This window comes from Trichococcus ilyis (genome assembly GCF_900109135.1).
GTDB classification, from domain to species: Bacteria; Bacillota; Bacilli; order Lactobacillales; family Aerococcaceae; genus Trichococcus; species Trichococcus ilyis.
In genome coordinates this window covers 22685-47694 of record NZ_FNYT01000012.1, presented here as the reverse complement: position 1 = coordinate 47694, position 25010 = coordinate 22685, and the positions used below count along the sequence as shown (strand labels likewise).

The following is a 25010-nucleotide window of genomic DNA, read 5'->3' as shown; positions in this document are numbered from 1 at the left end:
AAAAACAGAGGCGCTGTCCCGGAATGGGACAACGCCTCTGTTTTTCTGTGCAGCTCCTTATTCCATCGCGAATGAAAGCACAACTGTCAGTGCGACGAAAACCAGCAGCGCTCCGATGAACGCCCACGATTGCCATCTTGCCATATTCAGCGTGCTGCCGATGCCAAACCGTTTTTCGACAAAAATCGCCGGGTCTTCGGGATTGTAATACCAGACGCCCCATTTCCAGTAGGCCTCTTCATCCGCTTCCGTCACCTCATCCGGCAATTCCCCGGCTTCGTTCAGGAACAGCTTTTCGCCGCCTTGGCCGTATTTCCAAGTCAGATAGACGCTGTAACCCACTATGATGACCACGAAAGGAATCGTCATCCCGATGATCCATTCGGCCCCCTGATCGGCAAAGAACAAGGAAAAGAAATGGATGCCGCTCAACAGCAGTTGCGTCATCACTGTCACGACCAGGAAATAATAGGACCACGCCTGGCGGAAAAGCTTGCTCTGCTTGCTCGAAAGATCGGACAGATAAGGCGAAATCTTCTGTTTCGATTTGATGAAGGAATAGTGGCTGAAAAACATCAACGGAATCATCAGCAACTGCAGCGCCGGCAGCATAAATACATTCAAATAGGTTTTGTCCACGATCCGATCCGGTTCATTCGAACTGTTCCAGTGAACCGGGAAGCGCTCAGGTATCTGATCATAAAAGTAGAGCGTGACCGCCACCGTCACCATCAGGATGAACAGTTGCGCAGAAATGAACACCGAATGGGAGACCACCTTCAGATCCTTTTGATAGGCGGTATCGATGACGATTTTGGCTTTTTTCGATTCGATTTTGATGCCGTTTGCTTCTTTCCAGCTGCGGAGTTGTTTCCGCTTTTGCAGATAAAGCAAGAAAGAAAGAAAAATGAAGCCGAACATCGCGACCGTGACATAGATGCTGGTAAACAACTCCGCTTTTTCGGCGTCCTCCCAACGGAGAAAGAAAAGGATCGGCGCGGCCAGCAGCAAACTCCCGACCACATTTTGGTACAGGAACGCTTTTTTCAGCTTCAAAACATAGGGATCCCGCTGATGCGATGTCGGAACCGTCACTCCGAACGGCGTCCCCAAGCGGCTGTAATACGGTGTGATGCCATTGATCACCCCAATCAGCAAAAACAGAATCACCATGAACCAACTAAAGATCAGCATGTGCCTTCTCCTCCCCTTTCAGTTCTTTCTCGATTTCGTTCAGCCAGCCATTGAACGTTTCTTCATTGACCTCAAAAATATGCTTGTCGATCAGGATTTCCTTGAGCTTGTCCTGGATCGCCGCCTTTGTCCGCTCATTGGATGCAATCGCGGCGCGTTCACTGACGAAATAGCCTTTCTGGTTCTTTTCCAGGATGCCTTCGTCAGCCAACAGGTTATAGGCTTTGTTTACGGTATGCATGTTGATGCCCAATTCACTGGCCAAACTCCGGACGCTCGGCAACCCCTCACCGAATGACCATTCCCCTTTGAGTATCCCCATTTTGATCTGGTACATCAGTTGTGTATAGATCGGCGTTTCGCTATTCGGAAGAATCTCAATGAACATTTCTACCCCTCCTGTCCGTTATATAACAAGTATAACGCTGTTGCCGGAATTTGCAAGCAAGAAAGGTGGCGAGGTCCCTCCTCCGGCCAACAAAAAAACCCGTCCATATCAGATCTGCCCATAACAAAAAGGCATGCGCCCGAAAATCTCCGGGTGCATGCCTTTTTATGAGCATTCTTCTCATTGACAGCCTTCCAACAGAGCCCGGACACTGTTTTCGGTCACGACCGAGGTGTCGCAAAGCATATCGATCGGATGCTGTTTTTTGTTCTGAAAAGCAGCGATCAAATAGACCACAGCAACGGTTTTGCCGATGCAACGGCCGATGCCTTCGCGGATCAGGACTGTAGGCCAACTGAGTTTTTCTTCCTTGAAACAGACGACGCGGATGCCGAAAATCATCTTGCCCAAGGTTTGGCCATTCGTGTATTTCGTCGTCAGTACAAAGTAGCCGACCAAAACAAGCAGCTGGAAAAATCCGTAAAGCGTATAAGGGGAATCTCCGTGCATCCGGATGCCGATCAAAGCAAAAACTGGATTGATCAGGATCGCCACCAAGGCCTGCACGATCAGCAGATCAGTGAGGTAGGCAAAGAAGCGGATCCAGAAACCGGCGAATACGTAATCGGGATAGCGGTGGAACGGGCGTTCTTGCTGATCGGAAAACCGCTCTGCTTCCTCCCAGGCTGCCTTCTTTTGCCGGATCTGCTCCAAACGTTCTTCATGCGTAACCGTTCTATCCTCCATCATCACTCACCTCCGTAGAGATATAGCAATCTCGGAGCTGCTGTTGTCCCGAAGGTATCGCGGAGCAGCTGCAGTTCGGAAAGCGTCTGGTTTTCCTGACTCGTCAGCTTGGCTGCCGCCTGCGCGAACAACCAGGAAAAATCGGAGAACAGGCCGGGTGTTGACGCATACTCGAACACTTCGGCGTCCTCCAGTTCGTATGCTGTCTTCAGCGCTTCCAGCGCATCATCCGTGTAGGCGATTTCGTCAACCAAGCCCAATGTCTGGGCTTGAGTCCCGGAATAGATCATGCCGTTCGCCACAGCGCGGACCTCATCCTCCGGCATTCCTCTTCCGTTCGACACGACTGTCACGAAACGCTGGTACGCTTCATCGACATACGCTTGCAGCAAGGCACGTTCTTCTTCCGTCATGTCGCGGTCCGGCGATCCGATGTCCTTCAGGCTGCCGGACTTGATGGTATTGTATTCGATCCCTAATTTTTCAAGCAGTCCGGAGTACTCGATCGCCTGCATGATGACGCCGATCGAACCGGTGGTCGTTTCGGCAGTAGCATAAATCTTGTCTGCGCCTGCAGAGATGTAGTACCCTCCGCTTGCAGCCGTACCTTGCATAGAGGCATAAACCGGAATTTCCTTTTCAGCGGCAATCCGGTACAATTTGTCATGCGCTTCCGCGCTCTCATACACACCGCCACCCGGACTGTCGACTATCAGGAAGATCGCTTTTACCGTATCGTCCTCTTCGATGGCCTGCAGCTGTTCCAGAAACAGATCATGATCATAGCTGGAGCCGTCCGTCAACATCCCGCCTGACCCGGATTGGATGGCGCCTTCGACGTGGAGCACCGCGATCCGGTTGCTGGCATCACCGCCTTCCAGGACGGTCTCCTGCAGGCTGGTTCCCGGAATCAGGTTGCCGGTCAGTTGGCCGAGCGATTCTTCGGTCTGGTCAGCCAAACGGGTCGACAGAAATTGCGAGCCGAGTGATGCCACGAAAAGCACCAACGCGATCGCGACCGCAATCCATCTCTTTTTGTTCATCTAGCATTCCCCTTTTCTTTTCGGTTATTCCTGGATATAATCCTCGTCCGGTCCTTCCTCGGCTTCAGGTTCCTCCAAATACAGGCCGGAAATTTCCTTGTACCATTCAAAGATGTGCAGGAACAGGACCTTCAGCACAGCGTACCCGGGAATTCCCAAAATGAAGCCGGTCAGCCCGAACAACTTCCCGGCCGTGAGCAATACGAAGATGATCGTGACCGGATGGACTTCAAGGTTGCTGCCGAGCACCTGCGGCGAAATGACGCGGCCTTCGATGAATTGTTCGATCGAGAAGACCAGCAGCACTTTTGCCAGCATCAAAGGCGAATCGACGATCGCAACGATCACTGCAGGCACCATCGCAAGGAAAGAACCCATATAAGGGATGATGTTCAGGAAGCCGGCGAGTATTCCCAAGACGATGCCGTATTTCATGCCGATGACGGCATACCCGATGACGAACATCAGGCCGACAAAGAAAGCGACGGTGATTTGGCCGCGCACATACTGGCTGATCTGTGTGTTGATTTTCTTCAACAGTTCACCGATCGATTCCCGCAGATTAGTGGGAAAGAACTGCAGAAAACTCAGCGGCAACCTCTCCCCTTCTTTCAGCAAGTAATAAAGGATGATCGGCATCGTGACGATTCCCACAAACGCATTCGTCAACAATCCGACGACACTGCCCAATCCGCTGACAGTGTTGGACAACAGTTGATTCAGTTTCTCCGAAACGCTTTTGAAGATATCGGCATTGGCTTGGTTGATCTGTTCCTGTAGGGAAGTGAACCATTCATAATTGACCAATTCGATTGTCATTTTTTCGATCGCCTGCCAATAGCTCGGGAACTCGCGGACGATTCCGATCGTCTGGTCGCGGATGATTGGGATCAGGATCGCAAAACCCCAGATCATCCCCAACAGCACAAGCACGAATGCGACCCAGATCCCGACGAAACGTTTGATGCCCTTTTTTTCCATGAAAGTCACAAACGGATTCAGCATGTAATAAAAAATGCCCGCCATCACCAACGGAAAGCCGATGACACTGAAGAAACTGCTGATCGGCCCCAATAGGTAGGAGACCTTCGTGAAGACCAAAACGATCAACAAAATCAGCAGGACGATCAGGAGCACGGTCACGAACTTGTTGTTCAGGAACCACTTATCGAACCAGGAATACCGATTCGCGTGTTTGTTTCCTCTTCGGGGAGCTTTTTCCATCTGACTCACCTTCAATCTTTCTTCCTATAGGTTATGGTGGTGCCATCCGTGATGGTCGGCAAAATGTGAGGCGTCAAATAGATGCTCGTTTCCAAGCGTTCCTCATCCCAATTTTTGAAGATCATCGTCGTGTGGCCCAGCGCCTGCAGATTATTCAGAACATGGGTACCGATGTAGGAAATGCGGTACTCTTGCTCATCAAACAATATCCGGTCCCCATTCTCCAAGTCGAACCATTCCCGCGGCTCCACAAAACGGTGGATGACGGAGACTAGCTGCAAGGGTTCCGTTGCGCTCTCATCGAACAGGATGATCATCGGTTCTTTTATATCAATTGCTTTTTCTCCAATTTGGATTACTCTGCTTTGCATTATCATATCCCCTTTTTCAAACACTTTTTACAATCTCTATTCTATCATAGTTTTTTTGGCAGACCATTGATTATGACAAGGTTTGCAACTTTATTTGCCTCGCAAGCTGTTTTTCCTGTAATTGTGAAAAGCATTTGTTATAATGGAATTATCATAATATTTTAGGAGGTCTTTGGATGGAACAAGTTTTGTATCTTGGCTCTTACACGAAAAGAGAAAGTAAAGGGGTTCATCAGATCATTTTGGACACCGATAAAAAAGAATTGCGGGATTATCGCCTGATTGCGGAAGTGGACAGCCCTACCTATCTGGATTTATCCGCTGATAAAGGCACACTCTACAGCATTTCGAAAACGGATGAAGGCGGCGGAATCACTTCTTTCAAGAAAAATGAAAACGGAACCTATGACAAGGTGGCCGAAATTTCTGCTGAAGGCTCTGCGCCTTGCTATATCCATTACGACGAAGATAAAAAATTGATCTTCACAGCCAATTACCACGGCGGATACTTGACTGTCTACAAAGAGAACGCGGACGGCTCATTCACGATGAGCGACCGTGCCCAGCATGAAGGTTCCAGCATCCATGAGAACCAAACCATCCCGCACGTACACTACAGCGCGCTTTCTCCCGACAAAAAATTCCTGTTGGCTTGCGATCTGGGCACCGACGAAGTTTATACCTATACGGTTTCCGACGAAGGCAAACTGACGGAAGCAGCCCGTTACAAAGCGACACCCGGAACCGGTCCGCGCCATTTGGTTTTCCATCCGAACGGCAAAGTTGCATACTTGTTCGGCGAATTGAGCAGCGACGTTGAGGTGTTGGCTTACGAAGCGGCAACAGGCACCTTCTCGTTGTTGCAGGTCATCACGACCATCCCTGCAGAGCATACCGGCTTCAACGGCGGCGCAGCTATCCGTATTTCTGCGGACGGCAAATTCGTTTACGCTTCGAACCGCGGTCACGATTCGTTGGTCGTCTATGCGGTCTCTGAAGATGGCGAAACCTTGTCATTGGTCGAATATGTGCCGACCGAAGGAAACACCCCGCGCGACTTCAACCTGGATCCGAGCGGGCAATTCGTGATTGTTGCGCATCAGGATTCCGATAACCTAACCTTGTTCGAACGCGATGCAACGACCGGAAAATTGACATTAGTGCAAAAAGACGTCTACGCGCCAGAGTGCGTTTGCGTATTCTACTAGAATAGCTGCATACTCCCTCCCGTTCTGCTGAACGAGGGGGTTTTTGGTTTTTCCTCGATCGGAGGGGCTCCGATGCTCAGCCATTCAACCGTCCGGTCAGCGTTTTGAGCAGAATAGTACCCGCGCCTGGGCACTCTCCTGTATACTCGGCTTATGGACTATTTGAACGGAGGCTTAGTTTATCATGATCACGGGTTTTCATCATCTCATCGCCATCACCAAAGATGCGGAACGCAACAAACAATTTTATCGCGCTGTTTTGGGACTGCAACTACGGGGAAACATTTGCCCTGCCTGATTTTCTGGAACCAAAACAGGAAGCCATCGAATCCACTATCCTGAACAGAAAGAAGTGACCTTATGCAGCATTTCAGCTCCAACGACATCAGCACAAAACAGATGTACAAATTTTTGACAGGCAGCATCATTCCCCGTCCGATCGCCTGGATCACTACCGAAAACCCGGAAACGCAAGTCGTCAACGCGGCGCCTTTCAGCTTTTTCAGTGTCGCTTCGAACGTACTGCCGCTCATCAGCGTAGCTATCCTGCGGAACGGCGGCAAAATGAAGGATTCCGCCAAAAACCTGCTGGCCAACAAACAAGCTGTCGTCCATATCGTCAGCGAAGAATTGGTCGAGGAGATGAACCGGACGGCTGCACAGCTTCCGGACACGGAGAGCGAAATCGAGCTGACAGAATTGACCTTGACCGCCAGCCGCAGCGTCACTGTGCCTGCCATCAGAGAAGCGAAGATCCGGATGGAAACCTCCGTGCATCAATACGTGCCGATCGCAGATGCGGAAGGTGCAGTGCTGACCGATCTGTTCATTCTGCGCGTAGAAGATTTCCATTTCGATGAGGCAGTCTTCGACCCGGAAAAGCAGTATGTTTTGGCCGACAAGTTGCAGCCGGTCGCAAGGCTGGCCGGCAACGAATACACGAAGCTCGGGGAAATTTTTTCGGTGGAGCGTCCTTAGCAAGCCGGATTCCGGCAACGAGGTGCCTCGCCGGTAAGCACGCGCCTTCTCCATATCGCCAAAAAAAGCTTCATCCGGATGTCCGGATGAAGCTTTTTTTGGCTGGATTCCATTATTCCTTCGGCAAGACGCTACCGATTTCTGCTTTTGCGGCGGCGTCGCCGGTCACATCCAGACTGAAGTTCTTGACTTTGTCCATATTTGTGATCACGACAACCATCGCGGAATCTTTACCGGCTTCCTGAAGTTGCGCAAGATCCACCTTGGCAATCAGCGTATCGGCAGTCAAAGATTGCCCTTCCTTCACGAAGACTTCGAACGGCTTGCCATTCAATTCGACCGTATCCAATCCCATATGCAACAAAAGCTCGAGCCCGCTGTCCAACAAGATGCCTACCGCATGTTTTGTAGGGAATACGCTCAAAACTTTTCCTTTCGCTGGAGAGTGGATGTCTCCGTCTGTAGGGATGACCGCAAATCCGTCACCCATCATTTTTTGGGAAAACACCGGATCCGCAACATCCGAAATAGGCACTACTGTACCGTTGGCAGGTGAATACAGGATTTCCTTCTCAACCGGCAGTTTTCCCTTCTTGTCGTCCTTCTTAAAAAAGCCAAACATGCTATCGCCTCTTCCTTATTTAAATGATCTTATGTGAAAATCGGTACATCTTATTCTAACACAAACGGCCGGTTATTGTGAATTTTTTTAGCAACGCTTACATCCGAAAGCGCGTCCGCGTTTTCGGATGAATCCTTGAAAATGGTTGGCTAATCTTTTTCATTTCGTTATACTAGATGATGGAGCATCAAAAAATCATGTATCGGAAAGGATAATCTATGGCATTTATGGAAATACTGAAAGCAATCATCCTCGGCATCGTTGAGGGTGTCACTGAATGGCTGCCCATCAGCAGCACGGGCCACATGATCCTCGTCGAAGAATTCATCCAGTTGAACCTTTCGCAGGCCTTCAAAGAGATGTTCTTCTATGTGATCCAGTTGGGGGCCATCCTGGCTGTGGTCGTCATTTATTTTCACAAATTGAACCCCTTCTCACCAAACAAAACAAAGACGGAAAAAGCCCAGACTTGGGATATCTGGAAAAAAGTGGTCATCGGTTGCATCCCGGCAGGTGTAATCGGCTTGCCTTTGAACGATTGGGCAGATGAAAATCTGCTGAACGCGACGGTTGTGGCATTGGCGCTGATCGTCTACGGGATTTTGTTCATTGTCATCGAGAACAGACACAAGGATCGCGAACCCAGCATCACCGATTTCAGCGAATTGACGTATATGAAAGCCTTCCAGATCGGTTTGTTCCAAGCGCTGTCGATCATTCCGGGAACCTCGCGCTCCGGCTCTTCGATCCTCGGGAGCATCGTGTTGGGCACTTCCCGCTTTATCGCGACGGAGTTTTCTTTCTTCATGAGCATCCCGATCATGTTCGGGATCAGTTTCCTGAAGATCATCAAATTCGGGTTCAATTTCACCGGGCTCGAATTCGCTGTGCTCTTGTCGGGCATGCTCACGGCTTTCCTCGTTTCGATCATCGCCATCAAGTTTTTGATCGGCTACCTGAAACGCAATGACTTCAAGGCATTCGGCTGGTACAGGATCGCGCTCGGGGCGATCGTTCTGCTCTACTTCCTGTTTGTCTGAAAACCAGTTCGGCCATCCTCTTAGGGTGGCCTTTTCTGTTTGCCTTTCTTCCCATCCAGACTCTCTTTTGATAATAATTATAAACTGGAAAATTATCGGATACTTCCGGATTTATTGCTGTGTGCAATTTTTCCGCCCTCCCATTTGTGTCTGTTTTATGGACAATGAGAATGAAATTCATTTCTGTTTGATTGTAATAATTATAATCTGGATGTTTTTGATGCTATCATGAAGACATAAAAGGAAGGAGTGTCAAATAATGAAAGACCTATTCAAGAATAAAGCGATGATCGCAACCATGATCAGCGGCATTCTCATCATTCTTGGCATTGTGTTGCAATGGCAAAACCTTGATACAGCTGCAGCCATCATTTTCGTCCTATCTTTCTTCATAGGCGGCTATAAACAAGCAAAAGAAGGCTTCATCGATACAGTTGAGAATAAACATCTGAACGTTGACATACTGATGGTGCTTGCCGCAGTCGGCGCCTCGCTGATCGGCTACTGGATGGAAGGCGCGCTGCTCATTTTCATCTTCTCGCTGTCCGGATCGTTGGAGGAATACGCGACCGATAAAAGCACCCAAGCAATCACAGCCTTGATGGACATTGTCCCTGAAATCGCAAAACGCATCAACCCGGACGGCTCAATCGAGGACGTTGCCGTCAAAGAGCTTAAGGTCGGCGATACTTTATTGGTCCCTAAAGGCGCCAGCATCCCGATCGACGGCACGATCAAATCCGGCCAAGGCATGATCGATGAGGCAGCCATTTCCGGCGAATCCGTTCCAGTCGAAAAGCTGGTCGGCGACGAGATCTTCGGCAGCACAATCAACTTGAGCGAAGCGTTGACGATGACGGTCACGAAAGAATCGAAGGATACCCTGTTCGCCAAAATCATCCGCATGGTCGAAGAAGCGCAAAAGACCCCTTCGAAGACGGCAAGCTTCATCAACCGCATCGAAAACACCTATGTCAAAATCGTCCTGATTTTCGTGCCGGTCATGATCGCCGTCTTCTATTTCATCCTGGATTGGGGCTGGAATGAATCGTTTTACCGCGGCATGGTGCTTCTGACTGTCGCTTCCCCTTGCGCATTGGTGGCGTCGGCCACTCCGGCAGTCCTTTCCGCCATTTCCAACGCAGCCAAGCATGGTATCCTGTTCAAAGGCGGGATCCCGATCGAGAACTTCTCCGCGATGGACTGCATCGCTTTCGACAAAACAGGCACACTGACAGAAGGCAAACCGAAAGTGACGGAATCCAGTTACCTTGCGGGCACGGATGAAAAACACATCATGTCCGTCATCTATGCTTTGGAACATTCCTCGACCCATCCGATCGCCTCGGCTCTGATCCAGCATCTCGAAACGAAAGACTATGTGAAGTCCCAGATGGATTCGATCCAGGATCTTACCGGATTCGGATTGGCCGGTGAAGCATTCGGAAGCCAATGGAAAATCGGCAAAAAAACTTTTGTCGTAAGCGAAGAGCATAACGATTCGGCGCTAGTAAAAGAAGCTCTCGCGCTCCAGAACGAAGGCAAGACGGTCATTTACGTTTCCCAAGATGACAAAGTCGTGGCCTATTATGCTTTATTGGACACACCTAAATCAGAAGCCAAAGACATGATCGCATTTTTCAAGGCCAATGGCGTCCACACGATCATGATCACCGGCGACAATGAAGCAACCGGTCAGACCATCGGCAAGCAATTGGGTGTGGACGAAATCCGCGCGAATTGCCTTCCCGAAGACAAAACCACCATCCTGAAAGACCTGCAGGCCAAATACAAATTGGTCGGCATGGTCGGAGACGGCGTGAATGACGCCCCTGCTCTGGCAAACGCCGACATCGGCATCGCTATGGGTGAAGGAACGGACATCGCCATGGAAACGGCGGATGTGGTACTGATGAAGAGCGAACTGGACAAGTTGGAATATTGTTACGGTTTGTCGAAGAAACTGAAAAAAATTACGATGCAGAACATCATTTTTTCGATCAGCGTCATCCTCATCCTCATCCTGTCCAATCTGTTCCAGCTCATCAACCTTCCGCTTGGTGTGGTCGGGCATGAAGGCAGCACGATTCTGGTCATCCTGAACAGTCTGCGGCTTCTGGCAAAGATCCCTACCCACCACTTCAAGGGTTCCGCAACTTCGGCGGGGACGACAACGAGCACCAGACTGGCGCAAGAGAAGTAAACAATCTGAAATCCGCAACAGAAAAAGGAGGCTGGGACTAAACTCCCAGTCTCTTTGTGCATCCGAACATAGTGTGCGTAAACGCGGGACAGAACGCAACCCCTGGCTCCACTTCACGAACAATGCTCGAATGGCCTGCAGCCATTCTGCGCTTGTTCGCTCCAGTGGTCCGGAGCTAAACGCGTTCTGTCCCGCTCTCCTTTTTCGGCTGATCCGATTTGGCAAATCTGATCATCGGGAACAAAAAAACAGGCAGCGATGAAGTCATTTTCATCGCTGCCTGTTCCGATACTGATCTAGTCTTTTTTTGCCGGGAAGAAGGCATCATACAGCACTTTGACTGCTCTGGCTTCGTCCTTTTCGTCGATCCCGAACATGATGCTGACTTCCGACGAACCTTGGTTGATCATTTCCAGGTTGATGTCAGCTTCAGCCAACGCGGTACAGGCTTTCGCTACTGTCCCGACCGAATTGACCATGCCTTCGCCGACGATCATCAACAGGCAGATGCCGCCCTTGACCTGGACATCGTCCGCTTCCAATTCGTTCTTCAAACGGTACAACAGCTCTTGTTCCTGCTGCATCGTCATCTGATTGGCGCGCAGGATGATCGACAAATCATCGATACCGGATGGCATATGCTCGAAATTCAGGTTGAAATCTTCGAAAATCTGCAGCACTCTGCGGCCGAAACCGACTTCACGGTTCATCAAGTATTTGCCGATATAGATGCTCATGAAACCGGTCGAGCTGGCGATACCGGAAACGATCTGCTTGTTTTCCGGCTTCGTTCTCGTGATGCTGGTTCCGGGAGCGGATGGATTGTTGGTGTTTTTGACGACTACCGGGATGCCCGCGCTGAAAGCCGGCTGCAAAGCTTCATCATGGAAGACCGAAAATCCGCTGTAGGATAATTCACGCATTTCACGATAGGTCAATTGCTTGATTTTTTTCGGATGCTTGACCATCTTAGGATTCGCCACGTAGATGGCATCCACGTCCGTAAAGTTTTCATACAGGCTGGCTTTGACGCCGTTCGCGACGATCGCTCCGGAAATGTCCGAGCCCCCTCTTGAGAACGTCAGCAGCTGTCCGTCTTTCGTATAGCCGAAGAAGCCCGGAAACACAATGACTTCCTTCGAGTCGCGCAATGCGTAAAGATTCTTGAACGATTCCGGCAATACCCGCGCGTTTCCCGGGTTATCCGTGACGAGAAGCCCGGCATCCTTCGGGTTGACGTATTTGGCTGGGATCCCCTCTTTGTTGAAAAATGCGGCTACCAGGATGGCGCTGTTGTTTTCGCCGCTGGCTTTATATGCGTCCAGCGCATACAATTCATTGTAGAATTTTGTCTGGATCAATTCATCATAATTTTTGGAAATGGTCGTCATCACGCTCGGATCGATTTCCAATTCATCGACGATATCTTGATATCTTTTCAAAATCGTCTGCAACGTTTTTGTGTGATCCTCTTTGTTCTTCACTTCATCGGCCAACTTGATCAAAAGATCCGTAACTTTTTCATCCGAATCATTGCGTTTGCCTGGAGCCGAGACGACGACGATCCTTCTGTCTGCGTCATCTTTCACAATCTGCAGCACTTTTTTCAATTGAGTCCCATTCGCAAGGGAACTCCCGCCAAATTTAATAACCTTCAAACCGAACACTTCCTCGCTAGATTTCTTTAATTCTTTTTTAATTTTGTAATTGTTTTTTCATTTATGCTTTAGAATATCATCATATCACAGCAATGGCAATTACCTTTTCAAACTTTACATCATTTGTAACATATTTGTATTGTTAATGCTATGGCCATTTGCAAAAAAAAGAATATACTATGAGTTAACTTATTGTGGGAGGTTTCAAATCAGTGAAAAAAAATAACCCTTGGAGGATCATAGTCGGATTATCCGTAGTCGCAAGCATCAGTTCTGCTTTGTTCAAGTCCAACCGCAATGCCGGTAAGAACCTGTCAACATCGTTCACCCCTTACATCGGCACATGGAAAAACGACGCACAGTCCTTGAAGGTTGAAATTACTGATAATCTTGAGATTCTCCTGAACAACAAAAAATTGAAGGCCACTCTCGAGGAGGCCAAGCCAAACGAGCTGGTCTTCCGCGATCATTTCGGCTATTACCTGATCCTCAAAAAGGACACGTCCCCTACGCTGACCATCTACGACGAAGCGGAAGAGAAAGAATTCTTCTTTAAACGCGAAAGCGATCAATAGCGCCTCAGCTGCATGAATACGCGCACGCGCCAGTGTTCCCGCAGTAAAAACTATTCATGAAAACAGAGGCTGGGACTAAACTCCCAGTCTCTTTTTGTATCCGAACATAGTGTGCGTAAACGCGGGACAGAACGCAGCCCCTGGCTCCACTTCACGAACAATGCTCGAATGGCCTGCAGCCATTCTGCGCTTGTTCGCTCCAGTGGTCCGGAGCTAAACGCGTTCTGTCCCGCTCTCTTTCTGTATTACTGCCCTCGGCTGGCGGTCAGTCGGTCAGCGGACGCAAAATCAAGGGCCACCTCTTTTAAATTCGAGGTGGCCCTTGGCGTGCGTTCTTAGGATTGTGGTTTTATCTTCCAGATTTCATCCGCATAACGCAGAATCGTGTAATCCGATGAAAACGGACCTGAACTGGCGATATTCATCAGTGCCATGCGGTTCCATCTGTCTCTGTCGGAAAAGGCCGTATCCGCCTCGTATTGCGCTCTGATATAGCTGTCGAAATCCTTCAGCAGGAAATACTCGTCGTTGTACATGACCAAAGAATCGAAGATATCCCGGCCTTCCGCTTCGACGCCGGGAATCGTCCCGTCGATCAGCAGGTTCAAGACGCGTTTCAAACGCGGATTTTTGTCGTAGATATCCCGGGAATTGTACACACCGTTCCGGTAATATTCCTGCACTTCTTCACTCTTCAGACCGAAGATGAAGATATTTTCATCGCCGACATTATCGCGGATTTCAACGTTGGCACCATCCAAAGTGGCCATCGTTACGGCACCGTTCGACATCAGTTTCATGTTGCTCGTGCCGGAAGCTTCCTTGCCGGCCAGAGAAATCTGTTCGCTGATATCAGCCGCCGGGATGATCAGTTCCGCCAGCGACACGCCATAATTCTCTACGAAAACGATTTTGATCTTGTCGTTGATGGCAGGGTCATTGTTGATCAGATCAGCAATCGCATTGATCAGTTTGATGATTTGTTTGGCGTAATAATAGCTCGGGGCAGCCTTCGCTCCGAAAATGAAGACGCGCTTCTGCAGGTTGACTTTCGGATCATCCTTCAGCTGCAGGTATCTGTCCAAAATGTGTAGCACGTTCAACAGCTGCCGCTTGTAGGCGTGCAGTCGTTTGATCTGTACATCAAACAAAGCGTTCGGATCGATTTCGAGGTTCATTTCCTTGCGCGCATACTCGGCAAAGCGCCGCTTGTTCGCAAGCTTGACTTGCTCCAGCTTGTCCAGGACCTCTTTGTTGTCCCGGTGCGCCTTGAGGATTTTGATGTCTTCCGGATCGCTCTTCCAATCGGTGCCGATGGTTTCATCGAGCATGGCCGTCAGATTTTCATTTGCGATCTGCACCCAGCGCCGCTGCGTGATACCATTCGTTTTGTTGTTGAACTTTTGCGGATACATCACGTAGAAGTCATGCAGCGTGTCAGCCACCAGGATATCCGTATGCAGTTTCGCTACGCCATTGACGCTGTGGCTGCCGATGATGGCGAGATTGGCCATTTTGATTTGGCCATTGGCGATGATCGCGGTGCGCATAGTCAAGTCCTCACCATACAACGGTGCTTTCTTGTCGATATGGCGGCGGTTGATTTCCTGAATGATCTGGTAGATGCGCGGCAGCAGGTCTTGGATCATCGTTTCCGGCCAACGCTCCATCGCTTCCTGAAGGATCGTGTGGTTCGTGTAGCTGACTGTTTTCTTCGTGATCTCCCAGGCCTGATCCCACGTCAATCCTTCCTCATCCAATAAGATCCGCATCAGTTCCGGGATCGCCAACGTCGGATGGGTATCGTTGATATGGATCGCGATTTTATCCGGGAAAAGGCTCCAGTCGAGCTTCAGCCGTTTGAAGTAGCGGACAATGCTCTGGACGCCTGCAGAAGAGAAAAAGTATTCCTGCTGGACGCGCAAAAGCCGTCCTTCGTAGTTGGAATCATCCGGGTACAGCACTTCAGTGATGCGTTTGACTTCTTCGCGTTGTTGTTCGGTCGAAAAGCGCGCTTCATCCCCGTAAGGAATCTCCGCCGACCAGAGACGCAGATTGTTGACGATGCCATTTTTGTAGCCCACTTGTGCCGTATCGTATGGTACAGCCAGGATATCGCGGGTGTTGACATGGTTCACGCGCAGCCTGCCGTCCTCGTCCTGCGTAAAGCTGACATCCCCGCCGAAGCGGACGATGACGGCCTTATTCTCTTTGCGCACTTCCCAAACGTTGCGGTTGCGCAGCCAGTTTTCCGGCAACTCGATCTGGTACCCGTTGATGAATTTTTGTTTGAAGAGACCATAACGGTAGCGGATGCCGTTTCCGTTGCCGGCAAGGCCGGTCGACGCTATGGAATCCATGAAACAGGATGCCAACCTGCCGAGCCCGCCGTTGCCCAAAGCCGGATCGACTTCTGCACGGGCGACTTCATCCAGATCCAGTCCCAGTTCTTCCATTCCCTGTTTGACACAATCCAAGATGCCCATGTTCAGGAGATTGCTTTTCAGCATCCTTCCCGGCAAGAATTCCATCGAAAAGTAATAGACTTGTTTTTCCTGTTTTTTGTTATAGGCTGTGATTGTTTGGATCCAGTCCTCAGAATAACGCCCACGGACCAAGTCCCCCAACGCAATGAACTGCTCTGTTTTCGAACCGTCCTCATAACCATAGGCGAATAATTCTTCGAATGTTTTTTGGTATTCCTTCTTGAATTCTTGAACGTCAAATGCCATATACGCTTTCAACTCCTCTTATTCGTTGACTAACGACCGATAGACATCCAGATAATCTTTGGCCGGCTCTTTCCAGCTGAAATCGCGGCTCATCGCTTCGCGCACCATTTCCGCCCAAGCTTTCGGTTGGTTTTCATAGACATCGAGAGCCCGGTAGATGGTGCCCAACAGCGTGTAGCCGCTGAAATCCATGAAAGTGAACCCGGTCCCCTCACCCGTATAGGAATTGTAAGGGACCACTGTATCCTTCAGGCCACCCGTCTCATGGACGATCGGCAACGTGCCGTAGCGTAAGGAAATCATCTGCGACAAGCCGCATGGTTCGAAGGCGGAAGGCATCAGGAACATGTCCGCGCCTGCATACATCTGTTGCGCCAAGGAGATGTCGAAATCGATGACCGCCGCGAAGCGATCAGGATATTTCGCGGCGAAATAACGGAAGGAATTTTCGTATTCCGCTTCGCCGGTCCCAAGGATGGCGATCTGGACATCGCGGGCATTCAATAATTCCTCGGCCTTTTCCTGCACCAGTTGATAACCTTTTTGGTCCGTCAAGCGTCCGACGCTCGTGATTAAAGGAATATCCGGATTGACCTCCAATCCCAAACGTTCCTGGAGAGCCGCTTTATTTGCGGCTTTGCCGGACAGATCGTCGGCAGAGAAATGGTATTCCAACTTCGGATCGCTCTCCGGATCATTGACATCGTAATCGATGCCGTTAATGATCCCTTTGATTTTCCAGCTGTTGTAGCGCAGCGTACCATCCAGCCCTTCGCCGAATTCCGGAGTCTGGATTTCGTTCGCATAGGACGGACTGACCGTCGTGACGACATCGGAAAAATTGACCCCGCCTTTCATGAAATTGACGCTGTCATAATACTTGACGCCGTCTTCATGATAGATGTTCATCCCGGTCCCGAAGATACTGTGCAGGATGGACGGATCATAGACCCCTTGGAAACGGATATTGTGGATCGTGATGACTTTGCGGATACCTTGATAGGCTTCGATCCAGTGGTATTTGTCCACCAGCAGGACCGGCACCATGGCTGTATGCCAATCATTCACATGGACGACGTCCGGGATGAAGTCGATTTTTTCCATCATTTCGCAGATCGCCAGTGAGAAGAATCCGAATCTTTCGGCGTCGTCCATTTGCCCGTACAGGGATGGTCGATTGAAATAGGCCTGGTTATCGATGAAATAATAAGTGACGCCTTCCAATTCCAATGTTTTTACGCCGCAATACATGCTCTTCCAACCGACTTGCACACGGAAATGCAGTAATTCTTTGATTTCTTCCTTGTATTTCGCAGGCATGGTCGAGTAGTACGGAAGCACTACCCGGATATCCACGCCTTGTTTGACTAACTCCTTCGGCAATGCGTACGCGACATCCCCGAGCCCGCCTGTTTTGAAGAAAGGAGCGGCTTCACTTGCGGCAAATAAAATTTTCATCTCGCGCATCCTTCTCTCTAAACAGTAATTGTTTTATTTTTTTCGATCACAACTAGATTATCTTTCGTGCCTTTCAAAGTCACACCGGGTCCGACAGTCACGTTTTTGTCCAGGATGCAGTATTCCAGAACCGCGCCTTCACCGATCTGTGATCCCTGCATGATGATGCTGTTGCGGACTTCGGCATCCTTAGCGATAGTTACTTTACGATGAATCAAGGAATCCTCGACTGTCCCTTCAATGACGCAGCCTGTGGCGAATTGGGCATTCTTCACATGAGCCCCTTTAGCATAATAGGTAGGTGCCCCATTCTTCACCTTCGTGATGACGTTTTGGCTGCCGTGGAACAGCGCTGAGAATTTGTTCTTTTCCAACATTTCCATATTTGCATTGAAGTAGGCTGGGATAGAATCGATATTGGCCATATAGCCTGTGTATTCGTAAGTATTGACTTGGTATTCCGGAAGATAGTGTTCGATTAGTTTGTCCGCGTCGAGTTGCACATCTTCCAATTCGGCACGCTGAATCAATTCCAGCATTTTGTCCGCTCTCATGAAGTACATGTTCATGGTCATCGCAAGGCGCTCGAGATCCGCAGGGGCATCTTTCGCATCGGTCAAGTGCAATAGATATTCATCACGATCGATTTTCAAAATTTTCTCCTTCGGTCTGTTTTCAAGGAAGGCTTTAGGCACGGTCTTGTAGACTACCGTGATATCGCCATCCTTTGCCAAATGATGTTGCATGATCGCTTTGATGTCGACATTCGCCAAAATCTTGCTGCCCATGACGATGACATATTCACCTTGGGAACGTGTGATGAATTCTTTATGGTTCATGTAGAAATCCAGGGCATCGCCATTGTGTTCCTGGAGCGCTTTCAGCCACAGTTGGGAATAGGTGAAGATTCCGCCCCCCAAGCCGGATTCAAGGTCCCAAACGGATCCGCTGCGGATATGGTCATAAATAGAGCGACCGCTTCCGGCGATGAACATGCCCACTGATTTGATTTCAGCATGGCTGATGCTTGAAAGATTGAAATCGATCAGCCGGTAACGGCTAGCGAACGGTAATGAAGCAATCGGGCGAACCTGCGTCAAAGGTTTCAACGCTTTCTCGTCCTCGGTCAGGTTTAATATGGCACAGATACTATTCATCTTCATCTTTCAGTCCTCCTATAACTTCAGCATATCCAACAACTTCGATCGCACTGTCATTGCCGATGACATTCGCATTGTCGGCAATTTTTGCATTTTCTCCGATGATGGCATGCTCGATTGTGACATTCTCTCCGATCGTTACATTCGCCATGATCAAGCTATCGCGTACGACCGATCCGTTGCCGACCCGAACGTTCTGGGAAAGGATCGAATGGGTGATTTCACCGGCCACATAGCAACCGTCCACAATCATTGAATCCGTCACATTGGATGTCTCCGTCAAAAATTGAGGAGGGGATACCGGATTTTTTGAATAAATGCGCCATTCTTCATCCCTGATGTTCAGGATATGGTTCGGATCCAGAAATTCCATGTTGGCTTCCCAAAGGCTTTCGATCGTACCGACATCTTTCCAGTAGCCATCAAAAGCATAAGCGAAGCAGTTTTCGCCATTATCAAGATAAGTTGGGATAACGTTCTTGCCGAAATCTTCCATTTCGCGCTGTTTCGCTTGATCTTCCACCAAATATTTGCGCAGTACGGCCCAGTTGAAAATATAAATCCCCATGGATGCCAAATTGCTTTTCGGCTCTTTCGGCTTCTCTTCAAATTCGATGATGCGGTTCGTCTGATCCGTATTCATGATTCCGAAACGGGGTGCTTCTTCCATCGGAACCGGGATAACGCCGACGGTCAAACTAGCATGATTCGCCATGTGGAAGTCCAACATATGCGAATAATCCATTTTATAAATATGGTCACCGGACAATACCAGTACGTATTCCGGATTGTATCTGTCGATATAGGCGATATTTTGATAAATGGCATGTGCGGTTCCTTTGAACCACTTTTCACCATCAGCGCTTGAATAGGGCTGTAGGATGGTGACTCCGCCATCTCCGCCGTTCAGCCCCCATGATTCACCGTTGCCGATGTGTTCATTCAGTTCCAATGGCTGGTATTGGGTCACTACCCCGACTTTATTGATGCCTGAATTAGCGCAGTTGCTTAATGCGAAATCGATAATCCGATATTTTCCGCCGAACGGAACGGCCGGTTTGGCGGTTTCGCGCGTCAATTTTCCAAGCCGAGTCCCTTGCCCTCCGGCTAATATCATTGCAACCATTTGATTTTTCATAGTATCAGGAAGATTGCCTCTTCCTTTCGCCTCCTTCTGTTCATGTCTTTCTGTTTGTGGATCTATTTATTAACACCAAAAACGCGTTTCGGTTTGATGAACAAAACTCCTAATGCCGGTAAAGTGAATTCGATCGAGAAAGGTTGGCGATTCATGCCGTCGAGGCTGGTCACCATCTCAGGCAGATTTTTCGTCCATGTGCCGCCGAATTCCTGCATTTCCGTATTCAGCAACACTTCATAGTGGCCTTCATACGGCACCCCCACACGGAAATTTCGGCGCTCGACAGGCGTGAAGTTGCAGACGACAATCAGGAAGTCGCGCGGCTTTTCGCCGGTTCGGATGAAGGAGAGGACGGACTCCAGATGGTTGTCCGCGTCCAGAATCTCCAGCCCGGTGTGGGCATCATCGACTTCATGCAACGCTTTCGTGTCTTTGTAGAGATGATTCAAAGTCTTGATGTAATGCTGGAACTCCGGATTGAATTCGTTGTTCAGGACGCCCCACTCGATTTGATCGTAGAAGCGCCATTCCAGGAATTGTCCGATTTCATTCCCCATAAAATTCAACTTTTTGCCGGGATGAGCCATCATATAGGCCTCCAGCGTCCTCAAGCCCGCAAATTGCTTATAGCGGTCACCGGGCATTTTACCCAGCAGCGACTGTTTCCCGTGAACCACTTCATCATGGGATATCGGCAGAATAAAGTTTTCGTTGAATGCATACATGAATGAGAAGGTGATCAGATTGAAGTTGTCTTTGCGGAACAAAGGATCCATTTCGAAGAAACGCAGGGTATCGTTCATCCAGCCCATGTTCCATTTATAATTGAAACCCAAGCCGCCCGCTTCAATCGGTTTCGTGACGTTCGCCCAAGCAGTGCTTTCTTCCGCGATCATGTAGGTATCCGGATGGCGCTCGAAGACTTTTGTGTTCATCTTCTTCAGGAACTCGATCCCTTGGCGATTGTGGTTGCTGCCGTCTACGTTCGGTGTCCAAGGACCCTCATCATAATCAAGGTAAAGCATATTCGAAACGGCATCGACACGGATCCCATCAAAATGGAACTCCTGCAGCCAGAAAATGGCGTTCGAAATCAGGAAGCTGTGCACTTGCGCCTTACCCAAATCAAAATTCAATGTGCCCCAACGGTTGTTGATGGCGCGATTCGGATCGGCATATTCAAAAGTCGGCGTGCCATCGAAATAGGACAGCGCATAATCATTTTTGCAGAAATGTCCGGGAACCCAGTCCATGATGACCCCGACCCCTTCTTTATGCGCTTCTTCCACAAAATCCCGCAGCTCGAGCAAGTTGCCGTACCGGGCAGCCACCGCGAAGTATCCGGTGATTTGGTAACCCCAAGAAGCTTCGAGCGGATGTTCCATCAAAGGCATGAATTCTATGTGCGTATAGCCCATTTCCTTCACATATGGAATCAGCGTTTCAGCAAGATCCTTAAAGGAATACCAACTGCCATCTTCGTGTTTTTTCCAGGAACTGAAATGCACTTCGTAAATGTTCAACGGTTTTTGGTAGATGGATTTCCTTTTTTTGTTGGCGGTCCATCTGCCGTCTTTCCATTTCTTTTCTGGCATATCAAACACGACCGAAGCATCTTTTGGCGGAACTTCGTACGCAAATGAATACGGATCGATTTTGTATTTCTTTTTGCCGTTTTTGTCCTCGATATAATATTTGTAACAGTCGCCTTGTGCCGCATCTTCCGTGAAGATCGACCAGCCACCGGTTTTGCCTATTTTTTGCATTTCCACGGGTTTCCACTCAGTAAAGTCCCCGACCAACGAAACGTTTTTTGCGTTGGGCGCCCAGACTGTGAAACGCCATCCTTCTTTTCCGTTTTCGGTCCGTTGTTTACTTCCTAAAAAGCGGTAGCTTTCAAGATGTTCCCCGATGTTGAACAAATACATCTCTTTTTCCAACTCTTTAAGTATGTTCATTTTTGCACTCATCCAGACACTTCCCTTACAATTATATTGCCGTAACAAAAAGATATAATGATGATTTATTTAATCATGCCAGGTCCTTTCATTAATATATATTCATAATAACATTTACCGGATGCTTTTGCCATAATTCAAGATAAATATATTGAAACCTCTTTTCCTTACGGATAGTAATAATCTTTTATCCTTAACAGATTTTTTACATAAAAGCAACATTGTAAACGCTAATCAAAAATTAGCTACGAATATCACTATATAGGGCCGGCACTAACCGAAAAAATGAAATTTGCATTAAAAAAAGATGAGAGGGAAGTCCAGCAACCGCATCGTCTCACCGTTTCCCGATTATTCACTTGTAAATAAAACGTGAAAATAGGCAGGTAGAATTAGTTATTTATTTCACAAAAAGAAGATTCAAACAGTCTGCGAATGATCGCGCTTACATAATGAAAGCGAAAAAAACCTGATTTGCAAAGATTGTGGCCTAATTTTTACAATTCAGGATTATTTTTACTTCCTTGTTTACACACGCCCAGCAGCGTCGGCACCACAATGATTCCAAAATCGTAAGGATGTTTGCTCATGCGGCTGCAGCATACCCCTGACTACAGAAATATTTTATTGATGACCCTTCCATCGGTGGCTTCCGGAAATTTCAGCCCGATCGCGTGCAGGAAAGTCGGCCCTTCATCTATCAACCTGGCCTTTTCCACTACAGCGTCTTTGTCTATTCCAGGTCCCGAAATCATCAGCATCGTGGCGTACTTTTTCTTTTTCGGGCTGAATCCGTGCGTGGCGCTGTGCAGTTTCCGGTCGGGAAGGTTTTTGGCGGTGCTTTCCATAAATGGGTACAGCACATCGCTCTCGAAATAATAACCCGGCTTGGCTTCCAGAATGAAGAGGCAATTCTCATCCGCACCCATTTTTCTGGCTTCCGCCGCCGAATGGATGGTTTCCACCCTGCCCTCGATCCCTTTCAATGCATCCAAGATCATTTTATTGGTGACGCTGACATCTCTGCGATAGATGTAACAAGCGCCATCCGCAGCTTTCGCCAGCACTTTCCAGTCCTTGATGTTGTGTTTGCGATCGACCGTTTGCCAACCCTTGTCCAAAAAAAGATGATTCGGCCGGATGACCGTATGCGTATCGATCTGATAGTGGTCTCCGAATACGGCCAACACGGTGTCCTCATAAATATCCATTTCTTTCATCGCATCGATGATCTGGCCGAGATGACGGTCCATGCGGATGATCGCTTCTTTGGCCTGATCGCTCAAAACGCCATACTCGTGGCGCATGCTGTCCAAATCGACCAGATGAACCGCCAACAAATCCGGTTGTTTCGTCTTGATCGTATCGACCGCTATCGCCGTTACAAACTCGTCCAGTTCCGGCTGGGCAATGCCATTCCGCAGTGAACCGTATTTTTTGTTCATCTCCAGTGCGTACTTTGTGCTGGACGCAAGAGCGGAGACCATCACCTGATTTAGCCACGGCCTGTTCGGGAAGATTTCCGCAAGGTTATAGTCGATGGACGGGCTTTTCCCCGTCACCGGCCAAAGCAATGCGCAGGTTTTGTACCCGGCTTTTTTTGCGACATCAAAAAGCGTCGCCTTCTTTATTTCTTTGGCATACCAGTACCAGTCCGGAGACTGCCTTTCCGGTTGCAGATGTGTATTATGGATGATGCCGTGCCGGTTCGGATTCATCCCGGTCGCGATTGAAGTGTGCGCTACATAGGTCAGGGACGGATAAACCGATTCCACCTCTTTGACGAGTGCGCTTCTGTTCAATATTTCCTGAAAATGGGGCAGCATCTTGGCAAATTCTAAGTCACTGGCACCAAATGCATCTAATGAAATGATATACAGTTTTCTTTTTACCATATTATTACCCTCCTATTCTGTTATTTTACCACATCTTGGGGCTTGCATGGATACAGCAATGCATTTAATTTCTGTGTCTTATGCCATTGACGCATGAATTTCTCCGCGATAGAGCAATCCCGGAAAATGCAACCGCTTATCCGCTTGAATTCCTGAAAAAACATTTCTAATTTCAGACCTGTAGGAGTAAAATGGATAATGTGCAACAACTAACAATAGAATAGCGTATTCCGCATCCATGCCGACTCCTGCCTAAATGCATTCCAGCTTTGCCCATCAAGCTGGTTCCGCACAATAAGGCGAGCGTTTTCGTGATGTTGTGTACGCTATCCAAGAAAGTGTGGAATTGCAAACTATGACAATCACATTCTCGGATTTTATCGACAGCGTCCAGACGAACCCTATGCTTCTGATCATAGTGGTATTGACTTTGGGTGTTATTTTGGTGAACGGCTGGACCGATGCACCGAACGCAATCGCAACCTGCGTGTCCACCAGATCGATAGCTCCGCAAAAAGCCATCTTGATGGCAGCCGTCTTTAACTTTCTCGGCGTCTTTGTGATGACGGCCGTCAACGCGACCGTAGCCCAGACGATCGCGAACATGGTCGACTTCGGCAACGACCCGAAACTCTCGATCATCGCCCTCTGCGCCGCCCTGTTCGCGATCGTGCTCTGGGCGACTGCAGCCTGGTATTTCGGCATCCCGACCAGCGAGAGCCACGCCCTGATTGCGGGCATATCCGGAGCTGCGATTGCGCTTCAGGGAGGTTTCGGGGCCATCAACGGTTCCGAGTGGATCAAGGTCATCTATGGGCTGGTCCTCTCCACCCTTCTGGGCTTCGGTTTCGGATTTGGCGTATCAAAGCTCACCACCGCCATCTGCAGAAAGAAGGCGCGGCAAAAAACAGGGCCGTTTTTCCAGAAAGGACAAGTCTTGGGAGGAGCGGCGATGGCCTTCATGCACGGAGCCCAGGACGGGCAAAAATTCATGGGCATCTTCATGCTCGGAATTTTCCTCGGGCAAGGAAACAGCGATACGACCCAATTCGTCATCCCGCTTTGGCTGATGATCCTTTGCTCATTCGTAATGGCACTCGGCACTTCGATCGGCGGATACAAAATCATCAAAACGGTTGGCATGAACATGGTCAAGTTGGAAGGCTATCAGGGCTTCAGCGCTGATGTGGGTGCAGCGGCCTGCCTGCTGCTTTCATCCATCTGGGGTCTGCCCGTCAGCACCACGCACACAAAAACGACCGCCATCATGGGCGTCGGTGCTGCCAAACGCTTGTCTTCCGTAAACTGGATCACCGTCAAAGAGATGGTTTGGGCTTGGGTGCTGACATTTCCGGGCTGCGGTCTGGTCGGTTACCTGATGGCATTAGTTTTCATGAATATATTCTGAGGAGATT

Annotated in this window: 22 protein-coding genes; 7 read left to right on the top strand and 15 right to left on the bottom strand. The window is 49.0% G+C overall.

The annotated features are described in order from the left end of the window. Window positions 1-57: 57 nt before the first annotated feature. The 6 genes from BMX58_RS07400 to BMX58_RS07370 all read right to left on the bottom strand — a co-directional run bounded on the left by BMX58_RS07400 (window position 58) and on the right by BMX58_RS07370 (window position 4967). Window positions 58-1194 (bottom strand): DUF1648 domain-containing protein, encoded by a 1137-nt coding sequence (locus tag BMX58_RS07400; RefSeq protein ID WP_068623139.1) that lies wholly within the window; start codon window positions 1192-1194, stop codon window positions 58-60. Next, window positions 1181-1582 (bottom strand): GntR family transcriptional regulator, encoded by a 402-nt coding sequence (locus BMX58_RS07395; protein WP_068623140.1) that lies wholly within the window; start codon window positions 1580-1582, stop codon window positions 1181-1183. The genes BMX58_RS07400 and BMX58_RS07395 overlap by 14 nt, the downstream gene beginning before the upstream one ends. A gap of 180 nt (window positions 1583-1762) precedes the next feature. Next, window positions 1763-2332: an RDD family protein gene (locus tag BMX58_RS07385; RefSeq protein WP_239420556.1), complete on the bottom strand. Its 570-nt coding sequence runs from the start codon at window positions 2330-2332 to the stop codon at window positions 1763-1765. After that, a complete protein-coding gene (sppA, locus tag BMX58_RS07380) occupies window positions 2332-3372 on the bottom strand; it encodes a signal peptide peptidase SppA (protein ID WP_068623142.1) in 1041 nt (346 codons plus the stop codon). The genes BMX58_RS07385 and sppA overlap by 1 nt, the downstream gene beginning before the upstream one ends. A gap of 24 nt (window positions 3373-3396) precedes the next feature. Then, a complete protein-coding gene (locus BMX58_RS07375) occupies window positions 3397-4596 on the bottom strand; it encodes an AI-2E family transporter (RefSeq protein WP_068623143.1) in 1200 nt (399 codons plus the stop codon). Between the two features lie 11 nt (window positions 4597-4607). Continuing rightward, window positions 4608-4967 (bottom strand): PTS glucitol/sorbitol transporter subunit IIA, encoded by a 360-nt coding sequence (locus BMX58_RS07370; RefSeq protein ID WP_162268622.1) that lies wholly within the window; start codon window positions 4965-4967, stop codon window positions 4608-4610. Between the two features lie 176 nt (window positions 4968-5143). Here BMX58_RS07370 and BMX58_RS07365 point away from each other — a divergent pair, with 176 nt between their 5' ends. From BMX58_RS07365 to BMX58_RS07355, 3 genes are all read left to right on the top strand, one after another. Then, window positions 5144-6175 carry a lactonase family protein gene (locus BMX58_RS07365; protein ID WP_068623144.1) on the top strand — a complete coding sequence of 344 codons (1032 nt, stop codon included), beginning with the start codon at window positions 5144-5146 and terminating at the stop codon, window positions 6173-6175. A 184-nt stretch (window positions 6176-6359) separates the two neighbouring features. Further along, entirely contained in the window at window positions 6360-6473 is a 114-nt protein-coding gene (locus tag BMX58_RS15065) for a VOC family protein (RefSeq protein WP_084253926.1), read from the top strand. A 62-nt stretch (window positions 6474-6535) separates the two neighbouring features. Continuing rightward, window positions 6536-7153, top strand: a complete 618-nt coding sequence (locus tag BMX58_RS07355) for a flavin reductase family protein (RefSeq protein WP_068623145.1) — start codon at window positions 6536-6538, stop codon at window positions 7151-7153. A gap of 112 nt (window positions 7154-7265) precedes the next feature. Here BMX58_RS07355 and BMX58_RS07350 read toward each other — a convergent pair whose 3' ends face one another. After that, window positions 7266-7775, bottom strand: a complete 510-nt coding sequence (locus BMX58_RS07350) for a PTS sugar transporter subunit IIA (RefSeq protein ID WP_068623146.1) — start codon at window positions 7773-7775, stop codon at window positions 7266-7268. Window positions 7776-7993: 218 nt separating this feature from the next. Between BMX58_RS07350 and BMX58_RS07345 the strand changes: the two genes are divergently transcribed. Continuing rightward, the gene (locus BMX58_RS07345; protein ID WP_068623147.1) at window positions 7994-8815 is read left to right on the top strand and encodes an undecaprenyl-diphosphate phosphatase; all 822 of its coding nucleotides are present in this window, start codon (window positions 7994-7996) and stop codon (window positions 8813-8815) included. A 259-nt stretch (window positions 8816-9074) separates the two neighbouring features. Next, a complete protein-coding gene (locus BMX58_RS07340) occupies window positions 9075-11018 on the top strand; it encodes a heavy metal translocating P-type ATPase (RefSeq protein ID WP_068623148.1) in 1944 nt (647 codons plus the stop codon). A gap of 296 nt (window positions 11019-11314) precedes the next feature. Here BMX58_RS07340 and BMX58_RS07335 read toward each other — a convergent pair whose 3' ends face one another. Then, window positions 11315-12676, bottom strand: coding sequence for an aspartate kinase (locus BMX58_RS07335; RefSeq protein ID WP_068623149.1), 1362 nt, complete (start codon window positions 12674-12676; stop codon window positions 11315-11317). A 212-nt stretch (window positions 12677-12888) separates the two neighbouring features. Here BMX58_RS07335 and BMX58_RS07330 point away from each other — a divergent pair, with 212 nt between their 5' ends. Continuing rightward, a complete protein-coding gene (locus BMX58_RS07330) occupies window positions 12889-13251 on the top strand; it encodes a DUF4828 domain-containing protein (protein WP_068623150.1) in 363 nt (120 codons plus the stop codon). A 335-nt stretch (window positions 13252-13586) separates the two neighbouring features. On the opposite strand, the gene BMX58_RS07325 is transcribed toward BMX58_RS07330, so the two are convergent. The 7 genes from BMX58_RS07325 to BMX58_RS14655 all read right to left on the bottom strand — a co-directional run bounded on the left by BMX58_RS07325 (window position 13587) and on the right by BMX58_RS14655 (window position 23835). After that, window positions 13587-15983: a glycogen/starch/alpha-glucan phosphorylase gene (locus BMX58_RS07325; RefSeq protein WP_068623151.1), complete on the bottom strand. Its 2397-nt coding sequence runs from the start codon at window positions 15981-15983 to the stop codon at window positions 13587-13589. A gap of 18 nt (window positions 15984-16001) precedes the next feature. After that, a complete protein-coding gene (gene glgA / locus BMX58_RS07320; protein WP_068623152.1) occupies window positions 16002-17441 on the bottom strand; it encodes a glycogen synthase GlgA in 1440 nt (479 codons plus the stop codon). A gap of 17 nt (window positions 17442-17458) precedes the next feature. Next, the gene (glgD, locus tag BMX58_RS07315; protein ID WP_068623153.1) at window positions 17459-18604 is read right to left on the bottom strand and encodes a glucose-1-phosphate adenylyltransferase subunit GlgD; all 1146 of its coding nucleotides are present in this window, start codon (window positions 18602-18604) and stop codon (window positions 17459-17461) included. After that, window positions 18591-19739 (bottom strand): glucose-1-phosphate adenylyltransferase, encoded by a 1149-nt coding sequence (locus BMX58_RS07310; RefSeq protein ID WP_068623154.1) that lies wholly within the window; start codon window positions 19737-19739, stop codon window positions 18591-18593. Before BMX58_RS07310 ends, glgD begins: the two co-directional genes overlap by 14 nt. 62 nt (window positions 19740-19801) lie before the next feature. Continuing rightward, window positions 19802-21712: a 1,4-alpha-glucan branching protein GlgB gene (glgB, locus tag BMX58_RS07305; RefSeq protein WP_068623155.1), complete on the bottom strand. Its 1911-nt coding sequence runs from the start codon at window positions 21710-21712 to the stop codon at window positions 19802-19804. 599 nt (window positions 21713-22311) lie between these two features. Next, window positions 22312-23595: an alkaline phosphatase family protein gene (locus BMX58_RS07300; RefSeq protein ID WP_068623156.1), complete on the bottom strand. Its 1284-nt coding sequence runs from the start codon at window positions 23593-23595 to the stop codon at window positions 22312-22314. 78 nt (window positions 23596-23673) lie between these two features. Beyond that, entirely contained in the window at window positions 23674-23835 is a 162-nt protein-coding gene (locus BMX58_RS14655; RefSeq protein ID WP_157077233.1) for a hypothetical protein, read from the bottom strand. Between the two features lie 115 nt (window positions 23836-23950). Between BMX58_RS14655 and BMX58_RS07295 the strand changes: the two genes are divergently transcribed. Continuing rightward, window positions 23951-25003, top strand: coding sequence for an inorganic phosphate transporter (locus BMX58_RS07295; protein ID WP_068623157.1), 1053 nt, complete (start codon window positions 23951-23953; stop codon window positions 25001-25003). Window positions 25004-25010: the final 7 nt, after the last annotated feature.